The 26,249-nt window shown below is 62.9% G+C and carries 23 protein-coding genes; 12 read left to right on the forward strand and 11 right to left on the reverse strand.

The window, feature by feature from the left end; genetic code table 11:
* Positions 1 to 126 precede the first annotated feature (126 nt).
* From V1293_RS10270 to V1293_RS10305, 8 genes are all read right to left on the reverse strand, one after another.
* Positions 127 to 726: a DsrE family protein gene (locus tag V1293_RS10270; RefSeq protein WP_334509070.1), complete on the reverse strand. Its 600-nt coding sequence runs from the start codon at positions 724 to 726 to the stop codon at positions 127 to 129.
* A 36-nt stretch (positions 727 to 762) separates the two neighbouring features.
* Positions 763 to 1,395, reverse strand: a complete 633-nt coding sequence (locus V1293_RS10275) for a hypothetical protein (protein WP_334509073.1) — start codon at positions 1,393 to 1,395, stop codon at positions 763 to 765.
* The gene (locus V1293_RS10280; RefSeq protein ID WP_334509075.1) at positions 1,392 to 2,435 is read right to left on the reverse strand and encodes a TAXI family TRAP transporter solute-binding subunit; all 1,044 of its coding nucleotides are present in this window, start codon (positions 2,433 to 2,435) and stop codon (positions 1,392 to 1,394) included. The genes V1293_RS10275 and V1293_RS10280 overlap by 4 nt, the downstream gene beginning before the upstream one ends.
* A gap of 615 nt (positions 2,436 to 3,050) precedes the next feature.
* Positions 3,051 to 3,779: an SDR family NAD(P)-dependent oxidoreductase gene (locus V1293_RS10285; protein WP_334509077.1), complete on the reverse strand. Its 729-nt coding sequence runs from the start codon at positions 3,777 to 3,779 to the stop codon at positions 3,051 to 3,053.
* On the reverse strand, positions 3,772 to 5,154 hold the full coding sequence (locus V1293_RS10290; RefSeq protein WP_334509079.1) for an AMP-binding protein: 1,383 nt from the start codon (positions 5,152 to 5,154) through the stop codon (positions 3,772 to 3,774). The genes V1293_RS10285 and V1293_RS10290 overlap by 8 nt, the downstream gene beginning before the upstream one ends.
* Positions 5,141 to 5,386 carry an acyl carrier protein gene (locus V1293_RS10295; RefSeq protein ID WP_108513955.1) on the reverse strand — a complete coding sequence of 82 codons (246 nt, stop codon included), beginning with the start codon at positions 5,384 to 5,386 and terminating at the stop codon, positions 5,141 to 5,143. The genes V1293_RS10290 and V1293_RS10295 overlap by 14 nt, the downstream gene beginning before the upstream one ends.
* Before the next feature lie 42 nt (positions 5,387 to 5,428).
* Positions 5,429 to 7,249 carry a long-chain-acyl-CoA synthetase gene (locus V1293_RS10300; RefSeq protein WP_334509080.1) on the reverse strand — a complete coding sequence of 607 codons (1,821 nt, stop codon included), beginning with the start codon at positions 7,247 to 7,249 and terminating at the stop codon, positions 5,429 to 5,431.
* A 57-nt stretch (positions 7,250 to 7,306) separates the two neighbouring features.
* The gene (locus V1293_RS10305) at positions 7,307 to 7,576 is read right to left on the reverse strand and encodes an acyl carrier protein (RefSeq protein WP_334509082.1); all 270 of its coding nucleotides are present in this window, start codon (positions 7,574 to 7,576) and stop codon (positions 7,307 to 7,309) included.
* Positions 7,577 to 7,818: 242 nt separating this feature from the next.
* Between V1293_RS10305 and V1293_RS10310 the strand changes: the two genes are divergently transcribed.
* The 10 genes from V1293_RS10310 (at position 7,819) to V1293_RS10355 (ending at position 19,414) form a co-directional block, all read left to right on the forward strand.
* Positions 7,819 to 9,045, forward strand: coding sequence for an acyl-CoA dehydrogenase family protein (locus V1293_RS10310; protein WP_334509084.1), 1,227 nt, complete (start codon positions 7,819 to 7,821; stop codon positions 9,043 to 9,045).
* A 28-nt stretch (positions 9,046 to 9,073) separates the two neighbouring features.
* Positions 9,074 to 10,018: an amino acid--[acyl-carrier-protein] ligase gene (locus V1293_RS10315; RefSeq protein WP_334509087.1), complete on the forward strand. Its 945-nt coding sequence runs from the start codon at positions 9,074 to 9,076 to the stop codon at positions 10,016 to 10,018.
* 83 nt (positions 10,019 to 10,101) lie between these two features.
* Positions 10,102 to 11,376 carry an O-acetylhomoserine aminocarboxypropyltransferase/cysteine synthase family protein gene (locus V1293_RS10320; protein ID WP_334509089.1) on the forward strand — a complete coding sequence of 425 codons (1,275 nt, stop codon included), beginning with the start codon at positions 10,102 to 10,104 and terminating at the stop codon, positions 11,374 to 11,376.
* A complete protein-coding gene (metA, locus tag V1293_RS10325) occupies positions 11,373 to 12,497 on the forward strand; it encodes a homoserine O-succinyltransferase MetA (protein ID WP_334509091.1) in 1,125 nt (374 codons plus the stop codon). The genes V1293_RS10320 and metA overlap by 4 nt, the downstream gene beginning before the upstream one ends.
* A gap of 51 nt (positions 12,498 to 12,548) precedes the next feature.
* A complete protein-coding gene (locus V1293_RS10330; RefSeq protein ID WP_334509094.1) occupies positions 12,549 to 13,409 on the forward strand; it encodes an acyl-CoA acyltransferase in 861 nt (286 codons plus the stop codon).
* 23 nt (positions 13,410 to 13,432) lie between these two features.
* On the forward strand, positions 13,433 to 14,320 hold the full coding sequence (locus tag V1293_RS10335) for a branched-chain amino acid aminotransferase (protein WP_334509096.1): 888 nt from the start codon (positions 13,433 to 13,435) through the stop codon (positions 14,318 to 14,320).
* Between the two features lie 32 nt (positions 14,321 to 14,352).
* Complete coding sequence (locus V1293_RS10340) at positions 14,353 to 15,999, forward strand: thiamine pyrophosphate-dependent enzyme (protein ID WP_334509098.1); 1,647 nt, start codon at positions 14,353 to 14,355, stop codon at positions 15,997 to 15,999.
* Positions 16,000 to 16,360: 361 nt separating this feature from the next.
* On the forward strand, positions 16,361 to 16,843 hold the full coding sequence (locus V1293_RS10345) for a cupin domain-containing protein (RefSeq protein ID WP_334509100.1): 483 nt from the start codon (positions 16,361 to 16,363) through the stop codon (positions 16,841 to 16,843).
* Positions 16,844 to 16,890: 47 nt separating this feature from the next.
* Positions 16,891 to 17,484: a LabA-like NYN domain-containing protein gene (locus tag V1293_RS10350; RefSeq protein ID WP_334509102.1), complete on the forward strand. Its 594-nt coding sequence runs from the start codon at positions 16,891 to 16,893 to the stop codon at positions 17,482 to 17,484.
* A gap of 646 nt (positions 17,485 to 18,130) precedes the next feature.
* The gene (locus tag V1293_RS10355; RefSeq protein ID WP_334516681.1) at positions 18,131 to 19,414 is read left to right on the forward strand and encodes a cystathionine gamma-synthase family protein; all 1,284 of its coding nucleotides are present in this window, start codon (positions 18,131 to 18,133) and stop codon (positions 19,412 to 19,414) included.
* A gap of 109 nt (positions 19,415 to 19,523) precedes the next feature.
* On the opposite strand, the gene hutU is transcribed toward V1293_RS10355, so the two are convergent.
* The 3 genes from hutU to hutI are packed head-to-tail and all read right to left on the reverse strand — an operon-like array spanning position 19,524 to position 23,979.
* Entirely contained in the window at positions 19,524 to 21,194 is a 1,671-nt protein-coding gene (hutU, locus tag V1293_RS10360; protein WP_334509104.1) for a urocanate hydratase, read from the reverse strand.
* Positions 21,191 to 22,768, reverse strand: a complete 1,578-nt coding sequence (gene hutH / locus V1293_RS10365; protein ID WP_334509106.1) for a histidine ammonia-lyase — start codon at positions 22,766 to 22,768, stop codon at positions 21,191 to 21,193. The genes hutU and hutH overlap by 4 nt, the downstream gene beginning before the upstream one ends.
* The gene (gene hutI / locus V1293_RS10370) at positions 22,765 to 23,979 is read right to left on the reverse strand and encodes an imidazolonepropionase (protein WP_334509108.1); all 1,215 of its coding nucleotides are present in this window, start codon (positions 23,977 to 23,979) and stop codon (positions 22,765 to 22,767) included. The genes hutH and hutI overlap by 4 nt, the downstream gene beginning before the upstream one ends.
* 94 nt (positions 23,980 to 24,073) lie before the next feature.
* Between hutI and V1293_RS10375 the strand changes: the two genes are divergently transcribed.
* Both V1293_RS10375 and hutC read left to right on the forward strand, forming a co-directional pair.
* On the forward strand, positions 24,074 to 25,432 hold the full coding sequence (locus V1293_RS10375) for a formimidoylglutamate deiminase (protein WP_334516682.1): 1,359 nt from the start codon (positions 24,074 to 24,076) through the stop codon (positions 25,430 to 25,432).
* The gene (hutC, locus tag V1293_RS10380) at positions 25,429 to 26,172 is read left to right on the forward strand and encodes a histidine utilization repressor (RefSeq protein ID WP_334509110.1); all 744 of its coding nucleotides are present in this window, start codon (positions 25,429 to 25,431) and stop codon (positions 26,170 to 26,172) included. The genes V1293_RS10375 and hutC overlap by 4 nt, the downstream gene beginning before the upstream one ends.
* Positions 26,173 to 26,249 lie beyond the last annotated feature (77 nt).

Raw genomic sequence — 26,249 nt, forward strand, 5'->3', positions numbered from 1 at the left:
TGTCTGGTTAGCCGACGTGGCCGTCTCCATTCTTCGCTACCGTGCGTCGGCCGGGTTACCAGCCGCCGCCTCTTCACCTCGTGGAAACGAGCGGGTCGCTATTCATCACGGGGGTCGATGCCTCGCTCACGGCTTCACGTAAGACCACGCCTTCTCCTGCAACTCAATCACACGCACTACGCCTGATTTCACCACCTCCGCCTGAGGAACAATCGCGATGTCCTTGTTTTCGGCCTTGCGCATTTTTTCCTGGGTGTTGCCGCAGGCCTTGAACGACACCTCGGGCGTGCTCAGCGCCATTTCCTCGATCCGAGCCTTTACCGGCGACGTGTCGTCGCGCAGCATATGCAGGCCGGGTCCAAACGTGACCACCTCAATTTTCACCTTCTCGCCGAGCTCCTTGTAGTACTGTGCAACATTCGTTGCGTTGTTGAGCGTGAGATTCATCGCGGCGGGGTCGTTCGTGTTCACCTGTAGAATCAAGTGATGCGTTATAGGGTCGGCTGCGCGGGCCATGGCGGCAAGAGGGGCGCGTTCCCTCTTATGTGTGGTGGCTTTGTGCGTGATCGCAGCTTTCGCTGCGATGCGCGGGTGGTGCGTAACGGGATTCGTCGTTGTCGATACCCAGTATCGTCCGCCTTGCTCCGCCGCAGCGAATGATGGGGCGAACAGAACTATAACGGCTCCTATGGTGGTTACCCTCGAAATATGTTGAAACATACTCATGATGCCTCTCCTATTAAACACACGCCATTGAACTGCTCACCCGTTGGGTTTCGCGGCTGGATGTGGCCACCTGCACACAGTGGCCATTTTCGGAAGCACCGCATCCAACCCGCCTAGCGAGAACACTGCATCCAGAGCAGTGCCCATCCGGGGTGTAAGTTGAATACTGAGGCTTCCACTGTCTGGAAGGGCCTGCAGCAATCGAACAACGTCGCCCCCAAATGCGACTCCGATTCCTGACGCCGGCAGCGTTGCCGCGATTTTCACCTGCTGGCCGTCGTTAATACGATAGGAAATCGCGTAATCGCCGCCGCGGCCCGAAATGGCGGGTCCCGCGACTACCAATTCGGTCCGCCCCCCGCGGCAGCGAATTGAAAGCTTCATTGCGGATTCGGCGACCGCACCATCGTTCGACAAGGTCGTGGCGGTGGCGACTGGCGAATAGTCGACTGGCGAGGTCGTTTGGCTGATGATCCAGTTGTCTTCTTTGGAGGCTCCCTGATGCGCAGCGATCGCCCGCGACAGCTTTTCCAGGCACTGCAGCCGTTCGGTGCGCTCCATCGGGATGCAGTTGCGAAGCTGCGCCGCCGGATCTTCTGCCCCTTGCGTCCAGGCAATCCCGCTTGTGAGCGCGATTCCAGCCACAACCGGTATGGCCGCGCCTCTCATTGCGATACATGCGTTGCGCGCGGTTGGCGCTCGAGCCACGCTTGCGCGGCAGGGAAGCGTGCAAGGCCGGGAACTGTCGCCGCGAGATTGATCAATTTCCATTTCGGGTCGAAGCCGGGCTCCTGCAGCTTGCCGATCCGCGAGAACAGATGATCGACGAAACGTGCGATGCGCTGAAAGCGGTTCGATTTGGCTGGGAAATTGAAAGCGACGAGAGCGGTCGGAACGGCAATCGTCGTTACTTGTTCGCCCGGCTTGATCAGACTGGGATAGTCCGCGGCATCGAGCGCGGCGGGCAGATAGTAGTCCTCGAACTTGCTGTCATAGGGGATTGGCAGAAACTTGAACCCCGGCTCCCAACGGCCGCGCACGAAAGCATCTACCGGCTTCGAGGTAATGAAGACGATCCCCGCCATCTCACCCTTGCGCATCTGCTCGAGCGCGACCTGATGCGGGATGAACGTCTTTTCCACCTCGAGGCCGAGCCGACTGAAGATCAGCGGGCCCGAATAGGCCGCTGCGGTACCCTGGGTGTTGAAGTTCACTTTCTTGCCGGCGAGATCGTTCAGCCCCTGAATCTCGGGACGAACGAAGATATGAAGTTCGGACGGGAATAAATTCAGGATGTAGGCAAGCCGCTGCTGAATATCGGGCACCTGGCTCTTATATTCCTCCAGCACGTCCGAATTGATGATCGCGGCATCGATGCCGCGCAGATAGAGCAGTGAATTCACGTTTTCCGTGGCGCCGCGCGTCACGACCGGCAAAACGTGCAGATTGTTTCCGTCATCGACGACACGGGCCATCTCCGCCGCCAGGCGGATTGGCGCTCCCTCGAGAAGGCCTCCTGCAACACCGACTGTCCAGGCATTCATCGCGACTTGCGGCTTTTGCGGCGGCGGCGCGCGAGCCAACAGACGAACGCGTTGCGTCCGGGCATTTTGCGTCTGCGCGTCCGCAGCGAACGGCTGAATGATCAAGGGCAAAGAGGCCAATACCACGAGCAACAGTCGGGGCCCTAAACTATCAAACCAGTTCATCAGCCAATTCCTTTCCGAGCTTTGAAGGCGTTTCCGACCCTCCGGCGCCGAAAACACCGTGCTATGGATGCAGCGCCTCCATGCGAGCCTTCGCCTCCTTGATCCCCGCGGCATCAGCCTTCGCATAGAGGTCTCGCGCCTTGAGCGCATCGCCACGCGTGCCATAAGTTCTCCTCTTAGTATCTGCGGATCATAAGTTTCAGCGAGGACGCAGTTTGCTTGGGCACTGCCAATGTGCCTGAGGTCTCGTATGCGACACCTACGTCATCCTTGCTTGAGAATGACCGCTTCTTCATTTGGGCGACCCATCTGCAATCAACCGCCGCACGGTGCGATGGCCTTTTCCAATGCGTCATCACGCACTTTATGCACTTCGCTTGCCTGACAATTCTATTCCTCGCGTGGAGGACCCGCGCCTGCCTTTTCCGAGCTAGGCCGCACATGCCGACGTCGTCATGCGAGCCCGATGGGCCAATGCATCGGCGCTCGCGTCTCGTCCCTCATTATTCCGTTAGCCGCTTGCTGCGCGAAACTCTTAAGGGGTACGTCGAAGGAAGCAGCTCCGCGTCAGGCGATGCGGCGCGCCGCGAGGGCGCAGGCCTGCCGTCGCGGCGATCAGGCGGTGTTGCCGGCGTCCACGGTCAGAACGGTGCCAGTGATGTTCCGGCCGCCCTCGCCCAGGAGATATTCGACCATGGAAGCGACGTCGTCGGCCTCGGGCAAGCGGCGCAACGCGCTGCGGCCGGCGATACGCCGGCGGCCGTCATCGTCCAGGGACTTGGTCAATTCGGTGTCGACGAAGCCGGGCGCGATCGCGTTCACCGTGATGTCGAGCTTGCCGACTTCGCGGGCCAGCGAACGGGTGAAGCCGCCGGCCGCGGCCTTGGACGCAGCGTAGACGGACAGGCCGTTGTAGCCGGTCGAGGCGATGATGGAGGAGATGTTGACGATGCGCCCGGCGCCGTCGGCCATCATATGGCGCACCACGTATTTGGTCAGAACGATCGGCGACAGCACGTTCAGACGGATCAACGCCTCGATTTCGGAATTGCGCATATTGGCCAGCAGCCCTTCGGTGCCGATCCCGGCATTGTTGACAAGGCCATAGATCGCGCCGAAGGCGTCGCGCAGTTCCTTCACGAAGGCGGGAATCTTGTCTGTCTGGCCGAGATCGAACGCCCTGAAGTGCAGGCGGTCCGCGTCCGTCTCGCGGATGGCCCGTTCCAGATCCTCGCTCTCGCGGCGCGCGACCGCGACCACGTTGTAGTCGCCGGATACGACGAGCCTGCGCGCAATCGCAAGCCCGATGCCGCGGCTGCCGCCGGTGACGAGGACATTACGCATCGGCGCGCGCCAGTTTTCCCGCTGCGTTGACGTCGAGCCGCTCGACGAAGCGGATCACCGCAGGCACCTTGTATGCCGCCAACGCGGCCTTGCACCGGCCGAGAATCTCCGTGCGGATTGTTTCCTGGCGACCGGTATCCGCGCCGTCGGCGAGGACGATGTCGGCGACCACGATGGCGCCGGTGATCGGGCTCTTGCGCGACCGCGCGCGCGACATCCGCACCGACGCGTGTCCGTTGATCACGGCCTCAACCTCCTCGGGATGGACCTTCAGCCCGCCGATGTTGATGATGCCGCCGCGCCGGCCGACGAAGTGGTAGCGCTCGCCGCGCCGCTCGATCATGTCGCCGGTGTCGACGAAGCCCTCGGCATCGGCGAGCGGTGGCGCGCCGGCGCCGATATAGGCGCGCGCCGTGCGATGGGAGCGGATCCGGAGCGAGCCGTCGACGACCTTCATTTCGACGCCGTCGCGGTTCCGTCCGATGAGATCGGCGGGAAAACCCTCGCGCCCATCGTCAACCGCGAAACCGACCCCGGCTTCGGTGGAAGCATAGGCATGGCCGATCGACGCATGCGGAAACGCACGGGCCAGGCCGTCGAGCACCGCCTGGTCGGCGATTTCGCCGGACAAACGGACATAGCGCGGCGAAAAATTCGCGGCAGCACCGCTCATCAGGAGCTTGCGCCAGTGCGACGGCGTCCCGGAGATATGAGTGACGCCGCCCGCGCTCAGCCGTGCCACGTAATCCGCAATGGTTTCTCCGGGCTCCGACAGCACTATTGACCCGCCGCCGATCACGGCGCGCAGGAATATCTGCAGGCCGCCGTAGCGGCGGATGTCGTAGAACGTCGCCCAGGTCGCGGCCGGGTGACGCGCAGCCCCTTCGGCGATGATTGCGCCGGCCAGCCCGTCGAGCGTATGCCCGACGATCTTGGGCGGCCCTGATGTGCCCGAGGTCAGCATCAGCCATTCCGTCGCGCGTTCGGTCTTCCACGGCACGGCCGCAGGTTCGGGCAGGCCGACGCCGACGACAAGATACTTGCGAGCATCGCATCGGTCCGGCCGATCGGTGACGATGGCATCGATCTCGGCATCCGCAAGCAGCGCCTGAATATACCCCGGGTCGAGGTCGGGCGGGCACAGCAGCATGCGGCGGACGACACCGTCGAGCTCGATCATGGCGAGCGCGGATTGCAGCTGCCCCGACGCCGCAAGCAGCACCGATCGGCCGGACAGTTCGCGGGACCTGCCGATCAGACAGCTGTGCCCGAGAATCTCGGTCAGCGATACGCGATGCCGGGCATCGGAAATCGTGCGGCCCTTCAGCTCAGGGCCGAGATACTCGCGCAATGCGAAGGTCTCAGGCGGGGACATTCTCGTACACTCTGACGAATTCGCCGACAGTCGATGGGAAGGCGGCATCCTCGGCAATGGTGAACGGATCGATCCCGAGATCGTCCTCCAGCCGCGCGACCAGGATAGCGAACGCCAGCGAGTCGAAGCCGGTGTCGTGGAGCGATAGATCGTCCTGGAGCGGCGGAAGCGTGACCTTCTGTTCTTCGGCGATCTGCTGCATCGCCGAGAAAATCCTTGACCTCACTGACATGGAACACCTCACCTCTCAAGAAAAACGGCTTTCGAGCCGATGTTAAAACCTGACTCCGCCCTCCGCGATGCGCGTGTAGACGGCGCGGTTGACCGGGCAATAGTCGCCTGTCGCCGGATCACGCAAGAACAGCGGATCGCCCACGACCGAAGGATCAAATCCCTCGCGGATCAGCCGCTGCTTGTTCTGTTTGAAGGACTCGGTGGCGTCGAGCGCGCGGCAGAACCTGACGAAGACCGGATGAGCATAGACCGGAAGCCGGCGCGCCAGATGTTCCGCGAAGATCCTGAAATCGAACCCCTGGTCCACGACCAAAGCCACCATGCCTGCGCGGCCGTCGGCGCCGGGAACGGCGATCCCGTAGGTCGAGGCATCGAGAACGCCGGGGCAGCAGTCCCTGATCGCGTCGTTCACCTCGCTGGTCGCGACGTTCTCACCCTTCCAGCGGAACGTGTCGCCGACCCGGTCGACGAAATGGAAGTAGCCTTGTTCGTCGCACAGCATGAGATCGCCCGTGCGGAACCAGGCATCTCCTTCGGCAAAGACGTCGCGCAGCACCTTCTTCTCGGTCTCGACCGGGTCGGTGTAACCCTCGAAGGGGCTGCCGGCGCGATCGGCGGCGCCGATGCGCCCGACCGCCTCGCCTACCTCACCGTGGGCGCAGGCGATGCAGAGTCCGTCCTCGCCGCGGACCGGGCTGCCGCTGTCGGCATCGAGCTTCACGATCGAGGCGGGAAAGCGATGCGCCAGCAGCGGCGGGATCCGGCCGATCGCGCCGGGTTTTCCTTCGACGTTGAACAGCGAAAAATTGCCGTCCGTCGCGGCGTAGAATTCGAGGATATGAGGAATCGCGAACCGCTCGGCAAATGCCTCCCAAATGTCGCCGCGCAATCCGTTGCCGACGGCCAGCCGCAGCCTGTGTCCTGCTTCCAGCGCGGACGGCGACGCCTTCAGCAGGTAGCGGCAGAGCTCGCCGATATATTGGAAGACGGTGCAGTCGAAATGCACGATGTCGTTCCAGAAGGTCGTCGCGGAGAATTTCTCCGCGATCACGACCGAACCGCCCGCGCGAAGCATGCTGCAGGGCGCGACGACACCGCCCACTGAATGATGGAGTGGCAGACAATCGTAAAGACGATCGTCCACGGAAGCGTCCGCGAGCCCGGCAAACCATCCACCCCAGCTGAGAATGCGGCGATGACTGACGTTCGCCGCCTTCGGCAACCCCGTGGTGCCCGAGGTGTAGATGAGGAGCGCGCGTCCGTCGATCGTGACGCGGCCGCGTTCCGCGGAGGACAGCGGGCGGGTGTCCGCGGCCGCGAGCGCCGCATCCAGATCGGCGTCTGCGCCGCAGGCGCCGAGGCTCCAGGTTGGTGGTACGCGTTCCAGATGCGGACGTGCGGTCTCGAACGCATCCACGCACTCGGCGGCAAGGATAATATGATCGGCTCGTGCGACGTCAATGCAGTGGGCGAGCGACCGTCCGACCAGCCTGGTATTGATCAGCGCCACCGTGCCCCCGACCCTGGTGATGCCGAGCCAGCAGGCGAGATAGTCCGGCCGATTCGGCATCAGAAGGCAGACGGTGCAGCCGGTACCGATGCCCAGGCCCAGTGCCCAACGCGCATATCGGTTAACCCGCGCGGCGAGTTCCCCGTAGGTGAAGGATTGGCCATCCGAGAGCAAAGCGGGGCGCCCGGATTGCCGCTGTGCCCAGTCTTCCACGACGTCCGCGAACAGTCGATGCGGTTCGGCCTCAATCTGCGAAGTCAGTTCGATGGCCTTCAGCCATGTCTTGGCGACGGAGAGCCTGCGCCGCGGAGCGCCACTTTCAGTCGCCCGCTGGATCACCCCTGCTTCCATGACTTGACCATGCAGATGAGTTTGATCGATGTCCGAGCGGACACCGCCCGAGGCGATTCATCCCGCTCCGGATCCGAGCTGATTGAGGATCATCAGCTCCAGCGTTTTCACCGATTGGAAATTCTCGGGTGTAATCTCGGGTTGAGGAAGGGTGAGATCGAACTCGGCTTCGACCTTGAGCATCAGCGCGACCATATCCATCGAGTCCAGCCCCATATCTACCAGGCGCGACTCCGGGTGGACATCGGCGGTGATCGCGTTCTGCTTGAGGACGCTCCTGACGACGACAAGAACGCGGTCCTGAACGCTGGCGTTAATGTATTGCATCTCAATCCCACCCATCGCTTGACATGGCACGATCGTCATTGATGCGAAGATACCCGACTGCAACTTGGGTCGACAGTTCTACTTCGGAGGTACCTCGCCCGGAAGCGCATTGCTCATCGATATCCACCTTTGCGCTGCCGACTCCGCGGGCGCGGTCGGTTAGATTGCCGCCCTCAAATTGCGCAGAATTCATTGCGACGCGGTGCGGGTCGTCTGACCATTAGATGGGGAGGCTTTGGGCCATGAACATTCAGGAAGTCCAGTTCCGCAACTTCGCCCCGGAAACCAGCCGAGCACAATTCAGTTCGGAGCGCCCCTCGTTCCAGCAGCGGGCGGCCGCTGTTGCAGAGGCGGCGGCGGCGGAGGTCGAAGCGGTGGACCGCGAGGCGCGCTTCCCGCGGAAGGCCATCGACGCAGCGCGCAAGCAGAGGCTTCTGGGCACCCAGATCCCGATCGAATTCGGCGGCGACGGCGCATCGATATCCGAGGTGACCGACATGTGTTACACGCTCGGCCGCGCCTGCGCATCGGCCGGGATGATCTTCGCGATGCACCAGACCAAGGTCGCATGTCTTGTCCGCCACGGCGGGGGCAGCACCTGGCACGAAAAGCTGATGCGCCGCGTAGCGACCGAACAGCTGCTGCTGGCGTCGTCGACCACGGAAGGCCAGAACGGCGGCAACATCCGCTTCAGCTCGGCGGCGGTGGAGCACGCCGGCACCGAGATCTCGCTGCAGCGCGACGCGACGGTGATTTCCTATGGCGCCGAGGCAGACGGCATCGTCACCATCGCCCGCCGCGCGGACGAGGCTGCCGGATCCGATCAGGTGATGCTGGCCATCACCCGGGACGACTATACGCTGGAGCCCACTGTCGCATGGGAAACGCTCGGCATGCGCGGAACCTGCAGCGCCGGCTTCAAGCTGAACTTCAAGGGCACCGCGGAACAGATATTCCCCGTGCCTTACGACAAGATCCATGCGCAGACGATGACGCCGGTAGCCCACCTGTGCTGGTCGTCAGTCTGGGCGGGAATTGCGGCCGCCGCGGTGGACCGCGCGCAGCTATTCATCCGCAAGGCCGCTCGCGGATCCGGCGGCAACATGCCTCCCGCCGCGTCACATTTTACCGCCGCCAGGATGACGCTGACGAAACTGCGCGCCATCATCACAGCGAATCTCGAGTCCTATGCAGCGCGTGAACAGGACGAGCGCGCGCTGTCGTCCATCGACTTTCAATCCTCGATCAACCTTCTCAAGGTGGAGGCCTCCGAGCTCGCCGTCGCGGCCGTGCTGCACGCAATGCGCGCCTGCGGCCTGTCCGGCTACCGCAACGACACCGACGTCAGCGTTGGCCGCCACCTCCGCGATGTGCTTTCAGCTCCAATCATGATCAACAACGACCGCATCCTCGCCAGCATGGGTAGCGCCACGCTGATGAGCGCCGTCCCGGTGTCGCTGCGCGATTAATTTTCTCCTCAAAGGAACGGGGCTCGATATGAACGTGGCCATGTTTGCCGCCGCACCGGTGGAACCCGCCGATCCGCTGGACCATCTCGCCGATGTGCTGTTCCACAGAATGGGCTCTCCCGGGGTCTATGGCCGCACCGCGCTCTATGAAGACGTCGTGGAGCGACTTGCGGCGCTGATCACGCGGCATCGCGAGCCGGATGCCGAGGTGATGCGCTTCCCTCCCGTTATGAACCGCGGACAGCTCGAGCGGTCGGGCTATCTGAAGAGCTTCCCGAACCTGCTCGGCTGCGTTTGCGGCCTGCACGGCACGGAAAGCGAAATCGACGGAGCGGTCGACCGCTTCGATGCCGGGGGCGACTGGACCGCGGCGCTGTCGCCTGCCGACCTCGTGCTGTCGCCGGCCGCCTGCTATCCTGTCTATCCGATCGCGGCGAGCCGCGGTCCGGTGCCGGCGGGTGGCTGGCTTTTCGACGTGGCCGCCGATTGCTTCCGTCGCGAGCCCTCGCGCCATCTCGACCGGCTGCAGTCCTTCAGGATGCGCGAATACGTCTGCATCGGCAGCCCCGACCACGTCTCGCAGTTCCGGGAGCGTTGGATGACGCTTGCGCAGGGAATCGCCAGCGATCTTGGGCTGACCTTCAGGATCGACTACGCCAGCGATCCATTCTTCGGCCGGGTCGGACGGATGAAGGCAGTGAGCCAGCAACAGCAGGCGCTGAAGTTCGAACTTCTGGTGCCTCTGCGCTCGGAGGAGCAACCGACCGCCTGCATGAGCTTCAATTACCACCGCGATCATTTCGGCACCACCTGGGGCATCGCGGATGCCTCGGGTGAGCCGGCCCACACCGCCTGCGTGGCCTTCGGAATGGACCGTCTTGCCGTCGCCATGTTCCACATCCACGGCAGCAACGTCGCCAGATGGCCGACCGCGGTGCGGGACCTGCTCGGCTTCCCGCGGAACGATCGCTAGACGATTTCGGCATTCGAGGAACTCCGATGCTCCAACGAAATCCCGAGGTAGCCCGCGACCGAAGAGCTGAAGGGCCAACCTCGATGAAACGAGAGACCCTCGCCGTCCACGGCGGCTTCGTGGACGATCCGACCACCAAGGCCGTTGCTGTGCCGATCTACCAGACAGCCTCGTACGCCTTCGACAGCGCCGACCACGGAGCAGCACTCTTCAACCTCGAAGTGGATGGCTTCCGCTACACAAGGATCGGCAATCCGACCAACGCGGTGCTGGAGAAGCGCGTTGCCGCCATGGAAGGAGGCATCGAGGCGCTCAGCGTGGCGTGCGGCCAGGCCGCGGTGAACTATGCGGTGACCAACATCGCGGAGATGGGCACCAACATCATCTCGGTCCCGCAACTCTACGGCACCACGCATACGCTGTTCGCGCATATCCTGCCGCGGCAGGGCATCACGGTCCGGTTCTCGGAAGACGACCGTCCAGCGAGCATGGAAAGATTGATCGACGACGACACGCGGGCGGTGTTTTGCGAAAGCGTTGGAAATCCGGCCGGAAACGTCTGCGACATCGAAGCGATGGCCGAGGTCGCCCACAGGCACGGCGTGCCGCTGATCGTCGACAACACGGTGGCTACCCCGATCCTGCTAAGACCGATCGAATACGGCGCTGATGTCGTGGTGGAGTCGCTGACCAAGTTCATGGGCGGGCACGGCACCACGCTCGGCGGAATCATCGTCGACGGCGGCAACTTCCCGTGGGCGGAGCATGGCCGGCGCTTTGCGATGATGAACGAGCCGGAGAAATCGTACCACGGCCTGGTGTTCACCGAACGCTACGGGGCGGCCGCCTACATCGCGCGTTGCCGCGCCGTCTCCATGAGGAATACCGGCTCCATCCTGGCGCCGATGAACGCCTTCCTGTTGCTCCAGGGCATCGAGACCGTCGCGTTGCGGATCGAACGCCACGTCGAGAATGCCGAGGCGGTCGCGCGGTTTCTGCGCAACGACCGCCGCGTCGGATGGGTGAACTACGCGGGCTTCCAGGACAGCCCCTATCACGCGCTGACGCAGAAATATCTGGGCGGCCGGGCCTGTTCGTTGCTGACCTTTGGCGTGGCTGGAGGGTTCGAGGCCGGCAAGCGGTTCTACGACGCGCTCAAACTGTTCAAGCGGCTGGTCAACATTGGCGACGCGAAATCGCTCGCCTGCCATCCGGCATCGACCACGCACCGGCAAATGTCGCCCGAAGAGCAGAAAAAGGCCGGCGTGCGGCCCGAGATGATCAGGCTGAGCGTAGGAATCGAGCACGTCGACGACATCATCACCGACCTCGATCAGGCGCTCCATGCCGCGGATTGAATCCACACAGCCATGAAGGCATTCCGATGCCTGTCCTAGTCGACATAGACTCTTACGACCACCACCTCTTCTCGAGAGCGCCGAGCGGAAGCGCCGCCGCAAAGGCGTCACTGGAAAACCGGGCGGAGTGTCTCGATATCGGGCTGATCAACAACATGCCCGATGCCGCCTTGATGTCCACCGAGCGCCAGTTGTTTGACCTCCTTGGCGCGGCGGCCGAAAGGCTGGTCGTCAGGCTGCACTTCTACACGATGGAGAGCACGCCCCGTTCGGAATGGGGGCGCGATTACGTGCGTCGATACTACCGCAACTCCGACGATCTGGTGCTCGGCAGCCTGGACGGAATAATCGTGACCGGCGCCGAACCGAAGGCTGCCCGCCTGACGGAAGAGCCATACTGGACCGCCCTCGCCCAGGTCATGGACTGGGCCAGCGAGAATACGATCTCGTCGGTGTATTCCTGTCTCGCCGTCCACGCGGCCGTCCTGCACATGGACGGTGTGGAGCGCCACAAGCTGCCTGCCAAATGCATCGGTGTCTTCACTCAAACGAAGACGAGAGATCATCCTTTGATGCACTACGTTCCAGCGACCTTCAGAATACCGCACGCCCGGTGGAACGAGGTGCAGGAGGAAGCAATCGCGAGCTGCGGATATTCCGTTCTCACAAAGTCGGCGGAGGCTGGCGTCGATTGCTTCGTCAAGCAGCAGAAGAAGAGCCTTTTCGTCCATTTCCAGGGCCATCCAGAATACGAGACCCAGAGCCTGTTGGGCGAATACAGAAGGGACATCGGCCGGTTCCTCCGCGGAGAGAACGAAGTCTGTCCGACGATACCGAGAGGTTATTTTGGCACGAAGGCGGAAGAGATCCTGACCACCTTCCGGCGAAAAGCCCTTTCGGACAGATGTCCGGAGTTTTTCGCCGATTTCCCGGCCGATCACCTGGCGAGGAATCTGAGAAACGTCTGGCATCTGCCGGCAAGGCGCATTTACCGCAACTGGCTGCTGTACATGGCGTCGCAGCGTGCCACGCGCTCAAGGCCGCTGGCCCTTAACGGAGGGAGCCGAACGAGGCCGGCCTCGGACCGCGGCGGATACCGCGCATTCGGGCACCATGGGTAACGGTAGGAAGGACAAAGAAGCGGGATCGGATCGTATGACGGAGTTCGGACCATGATCCGATGCCGCGAGATAGGAAGAGCTGATCTTGCCGCCGTCTCCGATCTCCTGACGCGCGGCTTTGAGGGCCGCTCGCGCGACTACTGGATGGAGGGGCTCCGGCGCACCTCCGTGCGCGAGGTGCCCGAAGGTTTCCCGCGCTTTGGCTACTTGCTCGACCATGAGGGGACGCCCGTTGGTGTTCTGCTGCTGATCTACGCCGCCTCGGACGACGGCGGCGGGACCTGCATCCGCTGCAATGTTTCCAGCTGGTATGTCGAACCCGCCTTTCGCAACTACGCGCCGATGCTGACCAAGGTCGCGCAGCGCCACGAGCATGTCACTTATGTCAACATCAGCCCGGCGCACTGGACCTGGCCAACCATCGAGGCCCAGGGATTCCGCGCGTATTGCCGCGGCTTGTTCTTTTCCTTTCCCGCGCTGTCGCGTTCGGCGAAGGGCATGCGCGTCGAGGTCGTGCGGCAGGACGCGCGGGCGATCGACGGCTTGTCCAAAGCCGACGTCGCGCTGCTTGCACGGCACGCGGCCTACGGCTGCCTCAGCCTGGCCTGCCGCGCGGCCGACGGCCGCGGCTTTGCCTTCGTCCTGCAACCGATGCGCAAGCGCCGGATCGCGTTGCCGGCGATGCAGCTGATCTATTGCCACGATGTGGCCGACTATGTCGCCTGCGCCGGCGCCATCGGCCGCTTCCTGCTCCGTCGCGGCCGGATCTCGGTCGCTCTCGACGCCAATGGCCGCATGAAAGACCTGGTCGGCATCTATCGCGAGCGGCGCGGCCGAAAATACTTCAAGGGTCCGCAGTGCCCCCGGCTTGCCGATCTGTCGGATACCGAGCTGGTGATCTATGGACCGTAACTCAATCGCTTAGGAGGACCGTCATGATTCCGAGCAGCAAGTCCGTCAGCCATTCGCGGACATGGACGTTCTTCAAAGGCCAGTGGCACGAGGGCAATGTGCCGATCATGGGGCCACGCACCCATGGGCTCTGGCTCGGCTCGACCGTGTTCGATGGTGCACGCGCGTTCGAAGGCGTTACGCCTGACCTTGACCGCCATTGCGCCCGCGTCAATCAATCCGCGCTCAAGTTCGGACTTAAGTCGATCGTCGATCTCGACACGTGGCTGGGTTTGGCGCACGAAGGCATCGCCCGCTTCCCGGCCAATACCGAGCTCTACATCCGCCCGATGTACTGGCCGCAAAACGGCGTCGGCGGCGGCGTGCTCTACGATCCGGAAACGACGGACTGGTGCCTCTGCATCTACGAAGCGCCGATCCCGAAGCCTGTCGGCAGCGCGATCACGCTGTCTCCGTTCCGCAGACCGACCGCCGAATGCGCGCCGGTCGATGTCAAGGCCGCCTGTCTCTACCCGAACTGTTCGCGTGCCCTGATCGAGGCCGCCTCGCGCGGCTTCCAGAACTGCCTGATGCTGGACATGCTGGGCAACGTGGCGGAATTCGGCAATTCCAACGTATTCATGGCGAAAGATGGCGTCGTCTACACGCCGGCGCCGAACGGCACCTTCCTGAACGGCATCACCCGGCAACGGGTGATCGACCTCTTGCGCGGCGAAGGCGTCACCGTGATAGAGGCCACGCTGCGCTATGCCGAATTCCTCGCCGCGGACGAGATCTTTTCGACCGGCAATTTCGCCAAGGTCGCGCCGGTGATCCGTATCGACGACCGGCAGCTCACGCCCGGCCCCTTCTATGCGCGTGCGCGGAAGCTGTATTGGGATTTCGCGCACGCGGTGAAGCTTGCGGCGTGATTGTGATGACCTTCTAACCGCGATGGTGTCGCATGGCTTTTCGGGTCGCCGATCTAATCGTGGATGCCCTGATCGCACATGGCGTCGACCGGGCATTTGGCGTGCCGGGCGAAAGCTTTCTTGCGCTCCTCGACGCTCTGTACGAACGCGACGAGATCGATCTCGTGACTTGCCGCCACGAGGGAAGCGCCAGTCTTGCCGCGGTCGCCGACGCCAAGCTCACCGGGCGCGCGGGTGTGGTGATGGCAAGCCGCGGTCCGGGCGCATCCAACGCGGCGCTTGGCCTGCATGTAGCTTCCCAGGAGGCCATACCCCTCGTACTGCTGGTTGGTCAGGTCGAGACGCCGGACCTCAATCGTGACGCAGTGCAGGAGATCGACATTGGGCGGACGTTCAGTGGCCTTGTTAAATGGTCCACTAGAATTAATTCAGCGGCCCAGGCGCCCGAGATGATGGCCCGCGCATTTTCGGCGGCGCTTAGCGGCACGCCCGGGCCAGTTGTGATCGAGCTTCCTCAAGACGTTCTTGAGATGGACGCCGGTCTGCTCTCCGCCAGAGTTCACGGCGTTGCACGAGCCGAGCCCAGTCGAACCGCCGTGGAACAGGCGGCCGTTTTGCTTGGCGACGCGGAGAGGCCGATTCTGCTGGTCGGAGGCGAGTGTCGCAGCGCGGCATTTCGCGAGGATCTGGTCGCATTGAGTGAGCACTGGAATGTGCCGGTCGCAGTCACCACCAAGATGCAAGATCAGTATCCGAACGACCACCGGCTCTGGATTGGGCACCTTGGCTTCTTCATGTCGCCGGCTCACGTCGGACTCTTTGAGCGAGCGGATCTGATCGTTGCGGTCGGAACCCGGCTCGGCGACCTGTCTTCCCTGGGTTTTCGGTTTCCGCGCCAATTTCCGATGTCTCAGCCTCTGGTTCACGTCTACCCCGATCCGAACGCGATCGGGACTCACTTCCATACGGATCTTCCGATCGTGGCGTCGGCGCATCCCTTCTTGAGATCCTGGCTCGAGTTGCCGGTCGTCGCACGCGAGCGCGATGGGTGGATCGAAGCCGTGGCGAAAGCTCGGGAAGCGGTGCACGCATGGCCTGAACAGCGTATCCCCGGCGCTGACGTCCTTGGCCATGCGGTTGCGGCCATCGCCAAGCGTTTCCCGGCAGACGGTATCGTGACGACCGACTCCGGCAACTTCGCCGCCTGGGTACACCGGATATTCCGCTTCAAGCCGTCAGCTCGACTGCTCGGCTCCGCCTGCGGTGCGATGGGCAGCGGCGTTCCTTCTGCATTGAGCGCGAGCCTTCGTTATCCAAATCGTCAGGTGATCGCGTTTTGCGGCGACGGCGGCTTTCTGATGACCGGGAACGAGTTGGCAACTGCCGTTGCTCGCCGGCTCAATATGACGATCGTGATCTCCAACAACCAGTCGTACGGAACCATCCGTTCGCATCAGGAGAGAGCATTTCCGAAACGCCCCTGGGGTACGGACCTGTCCAACCCCGATTTTGCCGCCCTTGCCCGCGCGTTCGGCGCGCAGGGCCATACGATCACGAACGCAGCCCAGGCGGCCGAGGTCATCGCGGAAGCAATGTCGGCAAACGGCCCCGTCGTGATCGAAGTTCGATCTGATGTACGCCAAACTATCGATCGCTCCCTCGTTGCGGCGTCCGGCTGAGTCTCAGAATTCCCTGATAGTCTGAATTTTCAAGAAGCAACGAAGGCGCCGGCGCGCCCAGTCTGGCGGCTTGGCCCGTTCGGTCGTCGAGATTCATCCGGAGTTGGGTCTTTGTACAAGCAGCAGGGATCAAAGGGCAGCTCGCATTCTAACTTCAGACCTGGCCTGAGGTGCCTCTTTGGAGGTAACCCCGCGTTGAGCGATCCGTTGGGCGCACTGCAAAAAGCTACTTGCGGCAAAGTGGCCCCTTCAGTTTTTTTGGGATAATCTGATTTTGCGGGTCCCGGAATAGCAGCCGCTCCTGGCGACATCGGGATGCTTTTGAAGCCGTGCATGCTCATTCAATCCGTGGAGATCATCGATGTCGCTTGCGCTTATTGAAGCCGCCCATTGCAATGTGGATCTCAAACCGTCGCCGATCGAGCCATCCTGGATCCTCGAGGGCAATCCGGAAGCCCGCTCGCGCGAGCTGTCGACCAGCGCATGCGGCACTACCAAGACCCTGATCTGGTCCTGCACCGAGGGCAAGTTCAACTGGTACTACGATGTCGACGAAACCATCATGATCCTCGAAGGATCGATCGTTCTCGAGAGCGAGGGCATGCCGCCAAGGCGCTATGGCGTCGGTGACGTGATCCTGTTCCGCCACGGTGCGCACGTCAAATGGCATGTCGAGAGCTATGTGAAGAAGATCGCCTTCTTCCGCCAGACCATCCCGTTCGGACTGGGCTTCGCCATTCGCGCCATCAACAAGCTCAAGCGGATGGTCTTCGTGCCCGGCGGGCGTCGTTCCGCGCTGCCACTCCAGCCCGCTTTTCGTGGCGGCGCAAAACACACAACGTGAACTGATGTCTCCAATGCCTTGCTATCCGATTTGGGAGCCATGACTGAATGTCATCCAGCTGTACCAAGATCGCACTCCTTATCGATGGCGCCAATCTTCATGCGACCAGCAAGACGCTCGGTTTCGATGTGGATTACAAGCTGCTGCTCAAGGAATTCCAAGGCCGCGGCACGGTACTTCGCGCGTTCTACTACACCGCGATCATCGAGGATCAGGAATATTCGTCGATCCGTCCCTTGATCGATTGGCTCGACTACAACGGCTATACTGTGGTCACCAAGGCGGTCAAGGAGTTCACCGACGCCAGCGGCCATCGCAGGATGAAGGGCAGCATGGACATCGAACTCGCTGTTGATGCCATGGAGATTTCCGAGCATATCGATCATATGGTTCTTTTCTCGGGCGACAGTGACTTCCGCCCGCTGGTGGAGGCAATGCAACGTCGAGGGGTTCGCGTCACCGTCGTCTCAACCATTGCCAGCCATCCTCCGATGATCGCCGATGAACTTCGGCGTCAGGCCGACGCTTTCATCGATCTCATGGATTTGAAGCCCAAGCTTGGCCGCGACCCGTCCGAGCGGCCGGCCTCGCGCGAGCCGCGCCATCACGCGTTACACTTGCAACGCGACCACGAAAGCTGACAACGACCTCCAACGATCAAGGACGCCCACTGCGCGGAGAAGCCTTGGGTGGGCTTTCGCGTCTGCAAAAAAGATCCCGACGCGGAAACCCGGTCGCTCTTATCATTTTGCAATCAGCGTGGACGATTCCTGGAATGAAAAGACCGCAGGCATTTTCGCGCTGCGGCCTACCGGGCTCAAATACGTTTGTATAAAAACGCTCGATCCGCCATCCCAGTTCACCGAACATTGACCCGAATATCTTCGAGTGTGGAGTCGCAAATGCTGTTCCAGACAAGGAACACATCGGGTGTTGCGCAACGGAAACAGCATCAGGGACGAACGCCTGCTCCGCTGGTGGAGGAGATCCGTGCCAAGGCATTGAAGGTTGCGATTGACGCTTGACAGCCGCTCGTGTCCGCGCGCCCCCGGAAGCGGACCAGGCGCGGCCTTACCTGCTGCAGCTCCGACCACAAAGCAGCCAGCAGACCGGGATGAGCGTTACGAACTCCGCTTCGGGCGCAGTGAAATCAGTCCCGAAAGTTGCTACGCTGCCTGCAACGTTAGCTGGAGCCGTTGGATGCCGTCGCATCCACCACTCCGATCGCCTCGCCATTGCGGACCTCCAACGCAGTGCGACCTTCCAAATCCCGACAGCGAGACAGCCATGGTGAAACCATTTCCATCGAAGACTCACATCGGCAACCACATGCTGCATCCCGAAACGCTGATGCTGAACTACGGCTACGATCCGCAACTGTCGGAAGGAGCCGTCAAACCACCGGTCTTCCTGACCTCGACCTTCGTCTTCAAGACCGCCGAAGACGGACAGGACTTCTTCGATTTCGTCTCAGGTCGTCGCGAGCCTCCCGAGGGGATGGGCGCCGGTCTGGTTTACTCGCGTTTCAATCATCCCAACAGCGAGATCGTCGAGGACAGGCTCTCCGTCTACGAGCGCGCCGAGAATTGCGCGCTGTTCTCTTCGGGCATGGCCGCGATTTCGACCACGATCCTGGCTTTTGTTCGTCCCGGCGACGTCATTCTACACTCTCAACCGCTGTACGGCGGAACGGAGACGCTGTTTGCGAAGACGCTTGCGCGCCTGTCCATCGGCGCCGTGGGCTTTTCCGATGGCATCGACGAAACCGCGGTCAGAGCGGCAGCGGAGGAAGCCATGCGCAAAGGCCGGGTTACGATGATTTTCATTGAGACGCCGGCCAATCCCACCAACGGCCTGGTCGACATAGCGATGACCCGCCGCGTCGCCGAGATGATCGGCCGGACCCAGGGGAACACGCCGATCATCGCATGCGACAATACTTTGCTCGGGCCGGTGTTTCAGAGGCCGATCGAGCACGGCGCGGATCTTTCGTTGTACTCACTTACCAAATATATCGGCGGACATTCCGACTTGATCGCAGGTGCTGCGCTCGGCTCAAAGACGCTTATGAAGGAAGTCAAAGCGCTGCGAGGCGCGATTGGCACCCAACTGGACCCCCATTCCTGCTGGATGATCAGCCGGTCGCTCGAAACACTGAGCATCCGCATGGAGAAAGCTGACGGAAACGCGCGGCTCGTCGCAGATTACCTGCGCGATCATCCCAAAGTGGCGCATGTCCATTACCTTGCTCACCACGATGAGATGTCTCCCGCCGGCCGCCTGTTTGCAAAGCAATGCACCGGTGCCGGCTCCACATTCTCGTTCGACATTGTCGGCGGCCAAGCCGCCGCATTCAAATTCCTGAACGCGCTGCAGATCTTCAAGCTGGCCGTGAGCCTGGGCGGCACCGAATCGCTTGCCAGCCTGCCCGCAAGCATGACCCACTCCGGCGTTCCGGCTGACATCCGCCAAAAAATAGGCGTTCTCGACTGCACGATCCGGCTCTCGATCGGCATCGAACACCCATCCGATCTGATTGCGGACCTCGCGCAGGCCTTGAACGCGGCATAGCTGCATCGCCGCAGAAATTGGATTGCCCGCCCGCTTCGGCGAGCCAGCCAAAAAGCATGCCGATCCCGCCGCGATCGATCAGGGGCTGAACGGTAACGCCTACATCCTGCTACGATGCCAGCCCAGGCAGATCGAGCCCGTTGGCGCGGGCGCACTCAATCGCACTTTCGTAGCCTGCATCGGCATGACGCATGACCCCCGACGCCGGGTCGTTCCAAAGCACCCGCTCGATACGGCGCCCAGCCTCCGGCGTTCCGTCGGCGACAATCACCATGCCGGCGTGCTGCGAATAGCCGATCCCGACGCCGCCGCCGTGATGCAGCGACACCCACGTCGCCCCGGAGGCACAGTTGAGCAACGCATTGATGAGCGGCCAGTCGGACACCGCATCCGAGCCGTCCCGCATCGCTTCGGTTTCACGGTTCGGGCTCGCCACCGAGCCACTGTCGAGATGATCGCGACCGATGACGATCGGCGCCTTCAGTTCGCCACGCGCCACCATTTCATTGAACGCCAGGCCCAGCCGATGCCGATCGCCAAGCCCGACCCAGCAGATCCGCGCCGGCAGGCCCTGAAACTTGATCCGTGCCTTCGCCATATCCAGCCAGTTGTGAAGATGCCTGTCGTGCGGCATCAGCTCCTTCACCTTGGCATCGGTGCGGAAGATGTCTTCGGGATCGCCTGAGAGCGCCGCCCACCGGAATGGCCCGACGCCGCGGCAAAACAGCGGACGGATGTAGGCCGGGACGAAGCCGGGGAAGTCGAACGCGTTTTTCAATCCCATGTCCTTCGCCATCTGGCGGATGTTGTTGCCATAGTCGAGCGTGGGAATGCCCTGGGCGTGAAAATCCAGCATGGCCTGGACATGGCCGACCATGGAAGTCTTGGCCGCCGCTTCAACCGCTTTCGGATCGGCGCTGCGTCTTACCTCCCACTCGGCGAGTGTCCATCCCTTCGGCAGATAACCGTTGATCGGATCGTGCGCGCTGGTCTGGTCGGTGACGATGTCCGGCTTCACGCCACGGCGCACCAGCTCGGGGAAAATATCGGCGGCATTGCCAAGGAAGCCGACCGAGACCGGTTTCCTGCTCTCGGTTGCCTGTTCCATCACCGCAAGCGCCTCATCAAGGGTGCTGGCCTGCCGGTCGAGATAACCGGTACGCAGCCGCATCTCGATACGGCTCGGCTGGCACTCGATCGCGAGCATCGACGCTCCGGCCATCGTCGCAGCAAGGGGCTGGGCGCCACCCATGCCGCCGAGCCCGGCGGTCAGGATCCACTTGCCCGCCAGGCTGCCGCCGTAATGACGTCGGCCCACCTCGACAAAGGTTTCGTAGGTGCCCTGCACAATGCCCTGGCTGCCGATGTAGATCCATGATCCGGCCGTCATCTGACCGAACATCATCAACCCCTGCCTGTCCAGGTCGTTGAAGTGATCGAGCGTCGCCCAGTGCGGCACCAGATTCGAATTCGCGATCAGCACGCGCGGCGCATCGGGATGGGTACGGAAAATTCCGACCGGCTTGCCCGACTGCACCACCAGCGTCTGGTCGGCCTCGAGCTTGCGCAACGAGGCAACGATCCGGTCAAAACTGTCCCAGTCGCGGGCTGCGCGGCCGATGCCGCCATAGACGACGAGTTCGCTCGGTCGTTCGGCGACATCAGGATCGAGATTGTTCATCAGCATCCGGAGCGGCGCTTCCGTCAACCAGCTCTTGGCGCTGATCTCGGAACCGCGGGGCGCGCGGATCGTACGCTCGTTGTCCAGTCGGCGGTTCATGACAGATGACCTCTCTCGGCAAGTCTTGGAAACGGGTTGTTCTTGAGCATCGACATCGCGGCGGCCGGCAATGCGCCGGCTGCGACCAGCGCCGTTGCCTTTGCGAGATCATCGGCCATATAGCGATCGCCACCGAGCGCCGGCACCTGCTCGCGCAACACCGCAATTACCGACGCAAGCGCAGGGCTGGTCGTATGTGGCGCGCGCAACCCGATGCCTTGCGCCGCAACCAGCAGCTCGATGCCGAGAATAGCGGCAAGGTTGTCCGCCATGTCAGACAAACGGCGCGCCCCGTGCGCGGCCATCGACACATGATCTTCCTGGTTGGCGCTGGTCGGCGTCGAATCGATCGAGCAGGCCGCGGCGCGCTGCTTGTTCTCGGCATAGAGGGCTGCCGCCGTCACCTCCGCAATCATGAAGCCGGAGTTGAGGCCGGGATCAGGCGTCAGGAACGGCGGTAAGCCGAAGTTCAGCGCGGGATCGACCAGTGTGGCAATGCGCCGCTCGCTGATCGCACCGATCTCGGACAACGCCAATGCGATCTGGTCGGCGGCGAATGCGACCGGCTCGGCGTGAAAATTTCCACCCGAGACGATCTCGCCGCTCTCAACCAGCACCAGCGGATTATCGGTGACGGCGTTGGCCTCGATCGTCAGAGTGCGGGCGGCTTGCGTCAACAGGTCAAGCGCCGCGCCGGCCACCTGCGGCTGACAGCGCAGGCAGTAGGGATCCTGCACGCGCTCGTCGCCTTCGAGATGCGACATGCGGATGTCGCTGCCTTCCAGCAACGCTGTCAAGGCGACACCGGCGGCGATTTGTCCGTCATGCCCGCGTAGTCGCTGGATCTCCGGGCGGAACGGCGCCGTCGAAGCCATGGCCGCGTCGACCGACAAGGCGCCCGTCACCAGCGCCGTGCACGCCAGGCCATGGGCGCGCAGCAACCCGGAAATGGCATAGGCCGTCGAAAACTGCGTACCGTTGATCAAGGCGAGGCCTTCCTTCGGCCCCAGGGTGATCGGCGCGAGATCGGCCGCGGCCAGCGCATCGCGGCCCGGCACAGCCTTGCCGTCGACAAGCGCCTGCCCCTCGCCGATCATGACGGCGGTCATATGCGCAAGCGGCGCCAGATCACCGGATGCCCCGACCGATCCCTGCTGCGGCACCAGCGGACAAATGCCGCGCGCCAGCATGGCCTGGAGCTGCTCGAGGATTTCGCGGCGCACGCCCGACGCGCCCCGCCCCAATGAGATGATCTTCAGCGCCATCATCAGGCGCACGATCGGTTCCGGCGTGGGCGGCCCTACCCCGCAGCAATGCGACACAATGAGATTGCGTTGGAGCAGCGTGGTCTGATCCGGCGGAATGCGTTTCGACGCCAGTTTTCCAAAGCCTGTGTTGATGCCGTAAACCGGAACGTCAGAGCGCGCGGCCTGCGCCACAATGGCCGATGCTGCCTCCACGCGCGGCCAGAAGACCGGATCGAGTACGACGGCCGCGCCTGCAAGTACCTGCGCCAGTTCGTCGAGGCTGACCGCTCCGGGCGAAACGACAATGGATGCGTCCCGGTCGCTCATTGCCCCCTCCACACCCGGCGGTGCAGCGGATTGAAACCCATCCGGTAAATCAGCTCGGCGGGCCGGTCGATATCCCAGATCGCGAGATCACACCATTTGCCGGCCTCGAGCGTACCGGTCTCACCGAGAAGGCCCAGCGCGCGCGCACCTTCCCGCGTCACGCCGGCGAGGCATTCGGCAACAGTCATCCGGAACAGCGTCGCGCCCATATTCATGGCCAGTAGAAGCGACGTCAGCGGCGAGCTGCCGGGATTGCAGTCGGTAGCCAGCGCCATGTTCACGCCGTGGGCGCGGAACAGCTCGACCGGCGGCTTCATCGTCTCGCGAATGAAATAAAATGCGCCCGGCAGAAGCACGGCTACTGTACCCGCCCGCGCCATGGCCGCGACGCCGGCCTCGTCGGTGTGCTCGAGGTGATCGGCGGACAAAGCTGAGAATTCCGAAGCAAGCGCCGCGCCGCCGAGGTTCGACAACTGGTCCGCATGCAATTTGACCGGCAGTCCAAGCGCCTTTGCCGCACGAAACACCCGCGCCGTTTGATCTTTCGAAAAAGCGATGCCCTCCATGAAGGCGTCGACTGCGTCTGCAAGTCCGGCCTGCGCCACCGCCGGCAGCATCTCGCGGCAAACAAGGTCGATGTATCGATCCTTGTCCCCATCGGCTTCGGGCGGCAGGGCATGCGCGCCCAGAAACGACGTCCGGATACTGACCGGCCGGCTGCGGCCCACCGCGCGTGCGGCTGACAATTGTCGCATCTCGGTTTCCGTGTTCAGCCCGTAGCCGGATTTGATCTCGACTGTCGTTACGCCCTCGCCGATCAGGGCGTCGAGCCGCGGCAGCGCCCCGGCAACAAGTTCAGCCTCACTGGAGCCCCGTGTCGCAGCGACGGTCGAAACAATGCCGCCGCCCGCGCGCGCGATCTCTTCGTAGCTTGCACCCTGCAACCGCAGCTCGAACTCATGGGCGCGGTTTCCACCGAAAACCAGATGGGTATGACAATCGACCAGTCCGGGCGTGATCCACCGCCCGCCGCAATCGATCCGTTCAGCCGCGTCGGCGTCAGATGGAAAGTCGGAATGGCTGCCGGCAAAGGCGATGCGGCCATCCCGCGCGGCAATCACGCCACGCTCGATCACGCCGAGGTCGGGCAGATCCTCCCGAACGGTGGCGAGCCGGGCGTTATGCCAGATTCGATCGAAGCGCTCGGCCATGCAGCATTTCCCTCAAGGGCAGAAACTTGACGGGGGTATCAATATGTCTATACATATTCCCGTGTCGGTGTTCTGTCCACCCGGTTTGGCAAACATGTCCACTCTGCATTTCGGATCAGCGCTGCTTCCCTCCGGCTGGGCTGACGACGTGCAGGTGGTTGTGACCGATGGAACCATCACGAAGGTGACCGCCGGCGCGGCGCCGGGGGCCGACGATGAACGCCACCAACTGGCCATCCCGGGAATAGCGAGCCTGCATAGTCACGCGTTCCAGCGTGGCATGGCTGGCCTCGCCGCAACACGCGGCAATACCGCGGACACGTTCTGGACATGGCGCGAGACGATGTATCGCTTCGCGCTGGACATGACCCCCGAAGACACGGAAGCCGTCGCAACGCTGCTCTATGTCGAGATGCTCGAGCAAGGCTACACGCGCGTCGGGGAATTCCATTATCTCCATCACGACCGCGATGGCACGCCCTATGGCAATCCTGCCGAGATGGCGACGCGAATTGCGCGCGCCGCCGAGGTCACCGGCATCGGCCTTACCCTGCTGCCGAGTTTTTACGCGCACGGCTCCTTCGGTGGCGCCGCACCGCATGCCGGCCAACGCCGGTTCATCTGCTCGATCGACCAGTTTGCCAAGCTGATTGCCGCGACAGAAATGGCCGTCCGTGAGTTGCCCGGAGCGAATATCGGTATCGCTCCGCACAGCCTGCGGGCCGTGACACCGGACGAATTGGTAGCAATCACACCACTGGCCGAAGGCAGGCCGGTTCATATCCACGCCGCCGAGCAGATCAAGGAAGTCGAGGAATGCATCGGCTGGTCGGGCCGGCGGCCGGTTGAGTGGCTGCTCGAACATGCGCCCGTCGATCGGCGCTGGTGCCTGATCCATGCGACCCACACCACCGCGGCAGAGATCGCCGCGCTTGCCAGGAGCGGCGCCGTCGCCGGTCTCTGCCCGATTACCGAAGCAAGCCTCGGCGACGGCATTTTCCCAACCCGTGAATTCCTTGACACAGGCGGCCGGTTCGGCGTCGGCACGGATTCCAATGTGCTGGTCGGCGTGGCCGACGAACTGCGTCAGCTCGAATATGGCCAGCGGTTAAAGCACCGGGAGCGCAATGTGTTGTCCGGCGGCCCCGGCATTTCGACCGGTCGCGCGCTATTCGACACTGCGCTCGCCGGCGGGGCCCAGGCGCTCGTGCAGCCGATTGTCGGACTCCAATCAGGTGCACGCGCAGACATTGTCACCCTCGACATCACACATCCCTCCCTCGCCGGGCGCCGCGGGGATACCATCCTCGACGGCTGGATTTTTGCAGCAGGCTCGGGTGCCGTCGATTGTGTGTGGGCGGGCGGAAACAAGGTCGTCGGGGGTGGGCGCCACCGACTCCGTCAACGAGCGCGTGACAAATTCAACGCGGCCGTGCGGAGGTTGGTGGCATGAGCCTCTCCACGGATCGCGACAAATCCCAGGCGGCCGACACGCCGACGCTGTACAAGCAGATCCGGCTCGACATCGAGCGCCGCATCCTGACCGGCGAATGGCCGCCGGGTCATCGCATCCCGTTCGAGCACCAACTGATGACGCGCTATGGCTGCTCGCGAATGACCGTGAGCAAGGCGCTGTCGGAGCTGGCACAGGCCGATCTCATCGAGCGGCGGCGGCGGGCCGGCACATTTGTGCGCCGTCCCAAATTCCTGTCAGCAGTCCTGACAATTCCAGACATCCGCGCGGAGATTACCGCGCTCGGCCGCAGCTATGGCTATCAGTTGATCCGAAGCTCGCGCCGAGCGGCCAGCGCCGCCGACCGTGAGCGCCTCGGCGTACGGAAAACCGGCAAGGTGATCGTGATCTCATGCCGCCACAGCGCCGACGGCGTGCCGTTCGCTGTCGAGGACAGGCTCATTGATCTCGATGCGGTACCCGAAGCCGCCACGGCGGATTTTGCGATCGAGCCGCCCGGCACGTGGCTGCTCCACCATGTCCCCTGGACGGAGGCCGAACATTCGATCAGCGCGATCGTGGCTGACGAGCAGACCGCAACGGCGCTGGACATTGCGGTTGGCGCGCCCTGCCTCGTGATCGACCGGCACACCTGGCGCAGCGCACGGACGCTAACCGCCGTGCGCCTCGTCTATCCGGGCGAGTCCCACAAACTGGTTGCCCGCTTCAAGGGCGGTTGAGAGGAATATCAATGCGCGTAAAGTCCGGCACAGTTTATGCAGCAGCAATTTACCAAGCAGTATCGCCCGCACGGGCG

Source organism: Bradyrhizobium sp. AZCC 1693 (assembly GCF_036924745.1).
Lineage (GTDB): Bacteria > Pseudomonadota > Alphaproteobacteria > Rhizobiales > Xanthobacteraceae > Bradyrhizobium.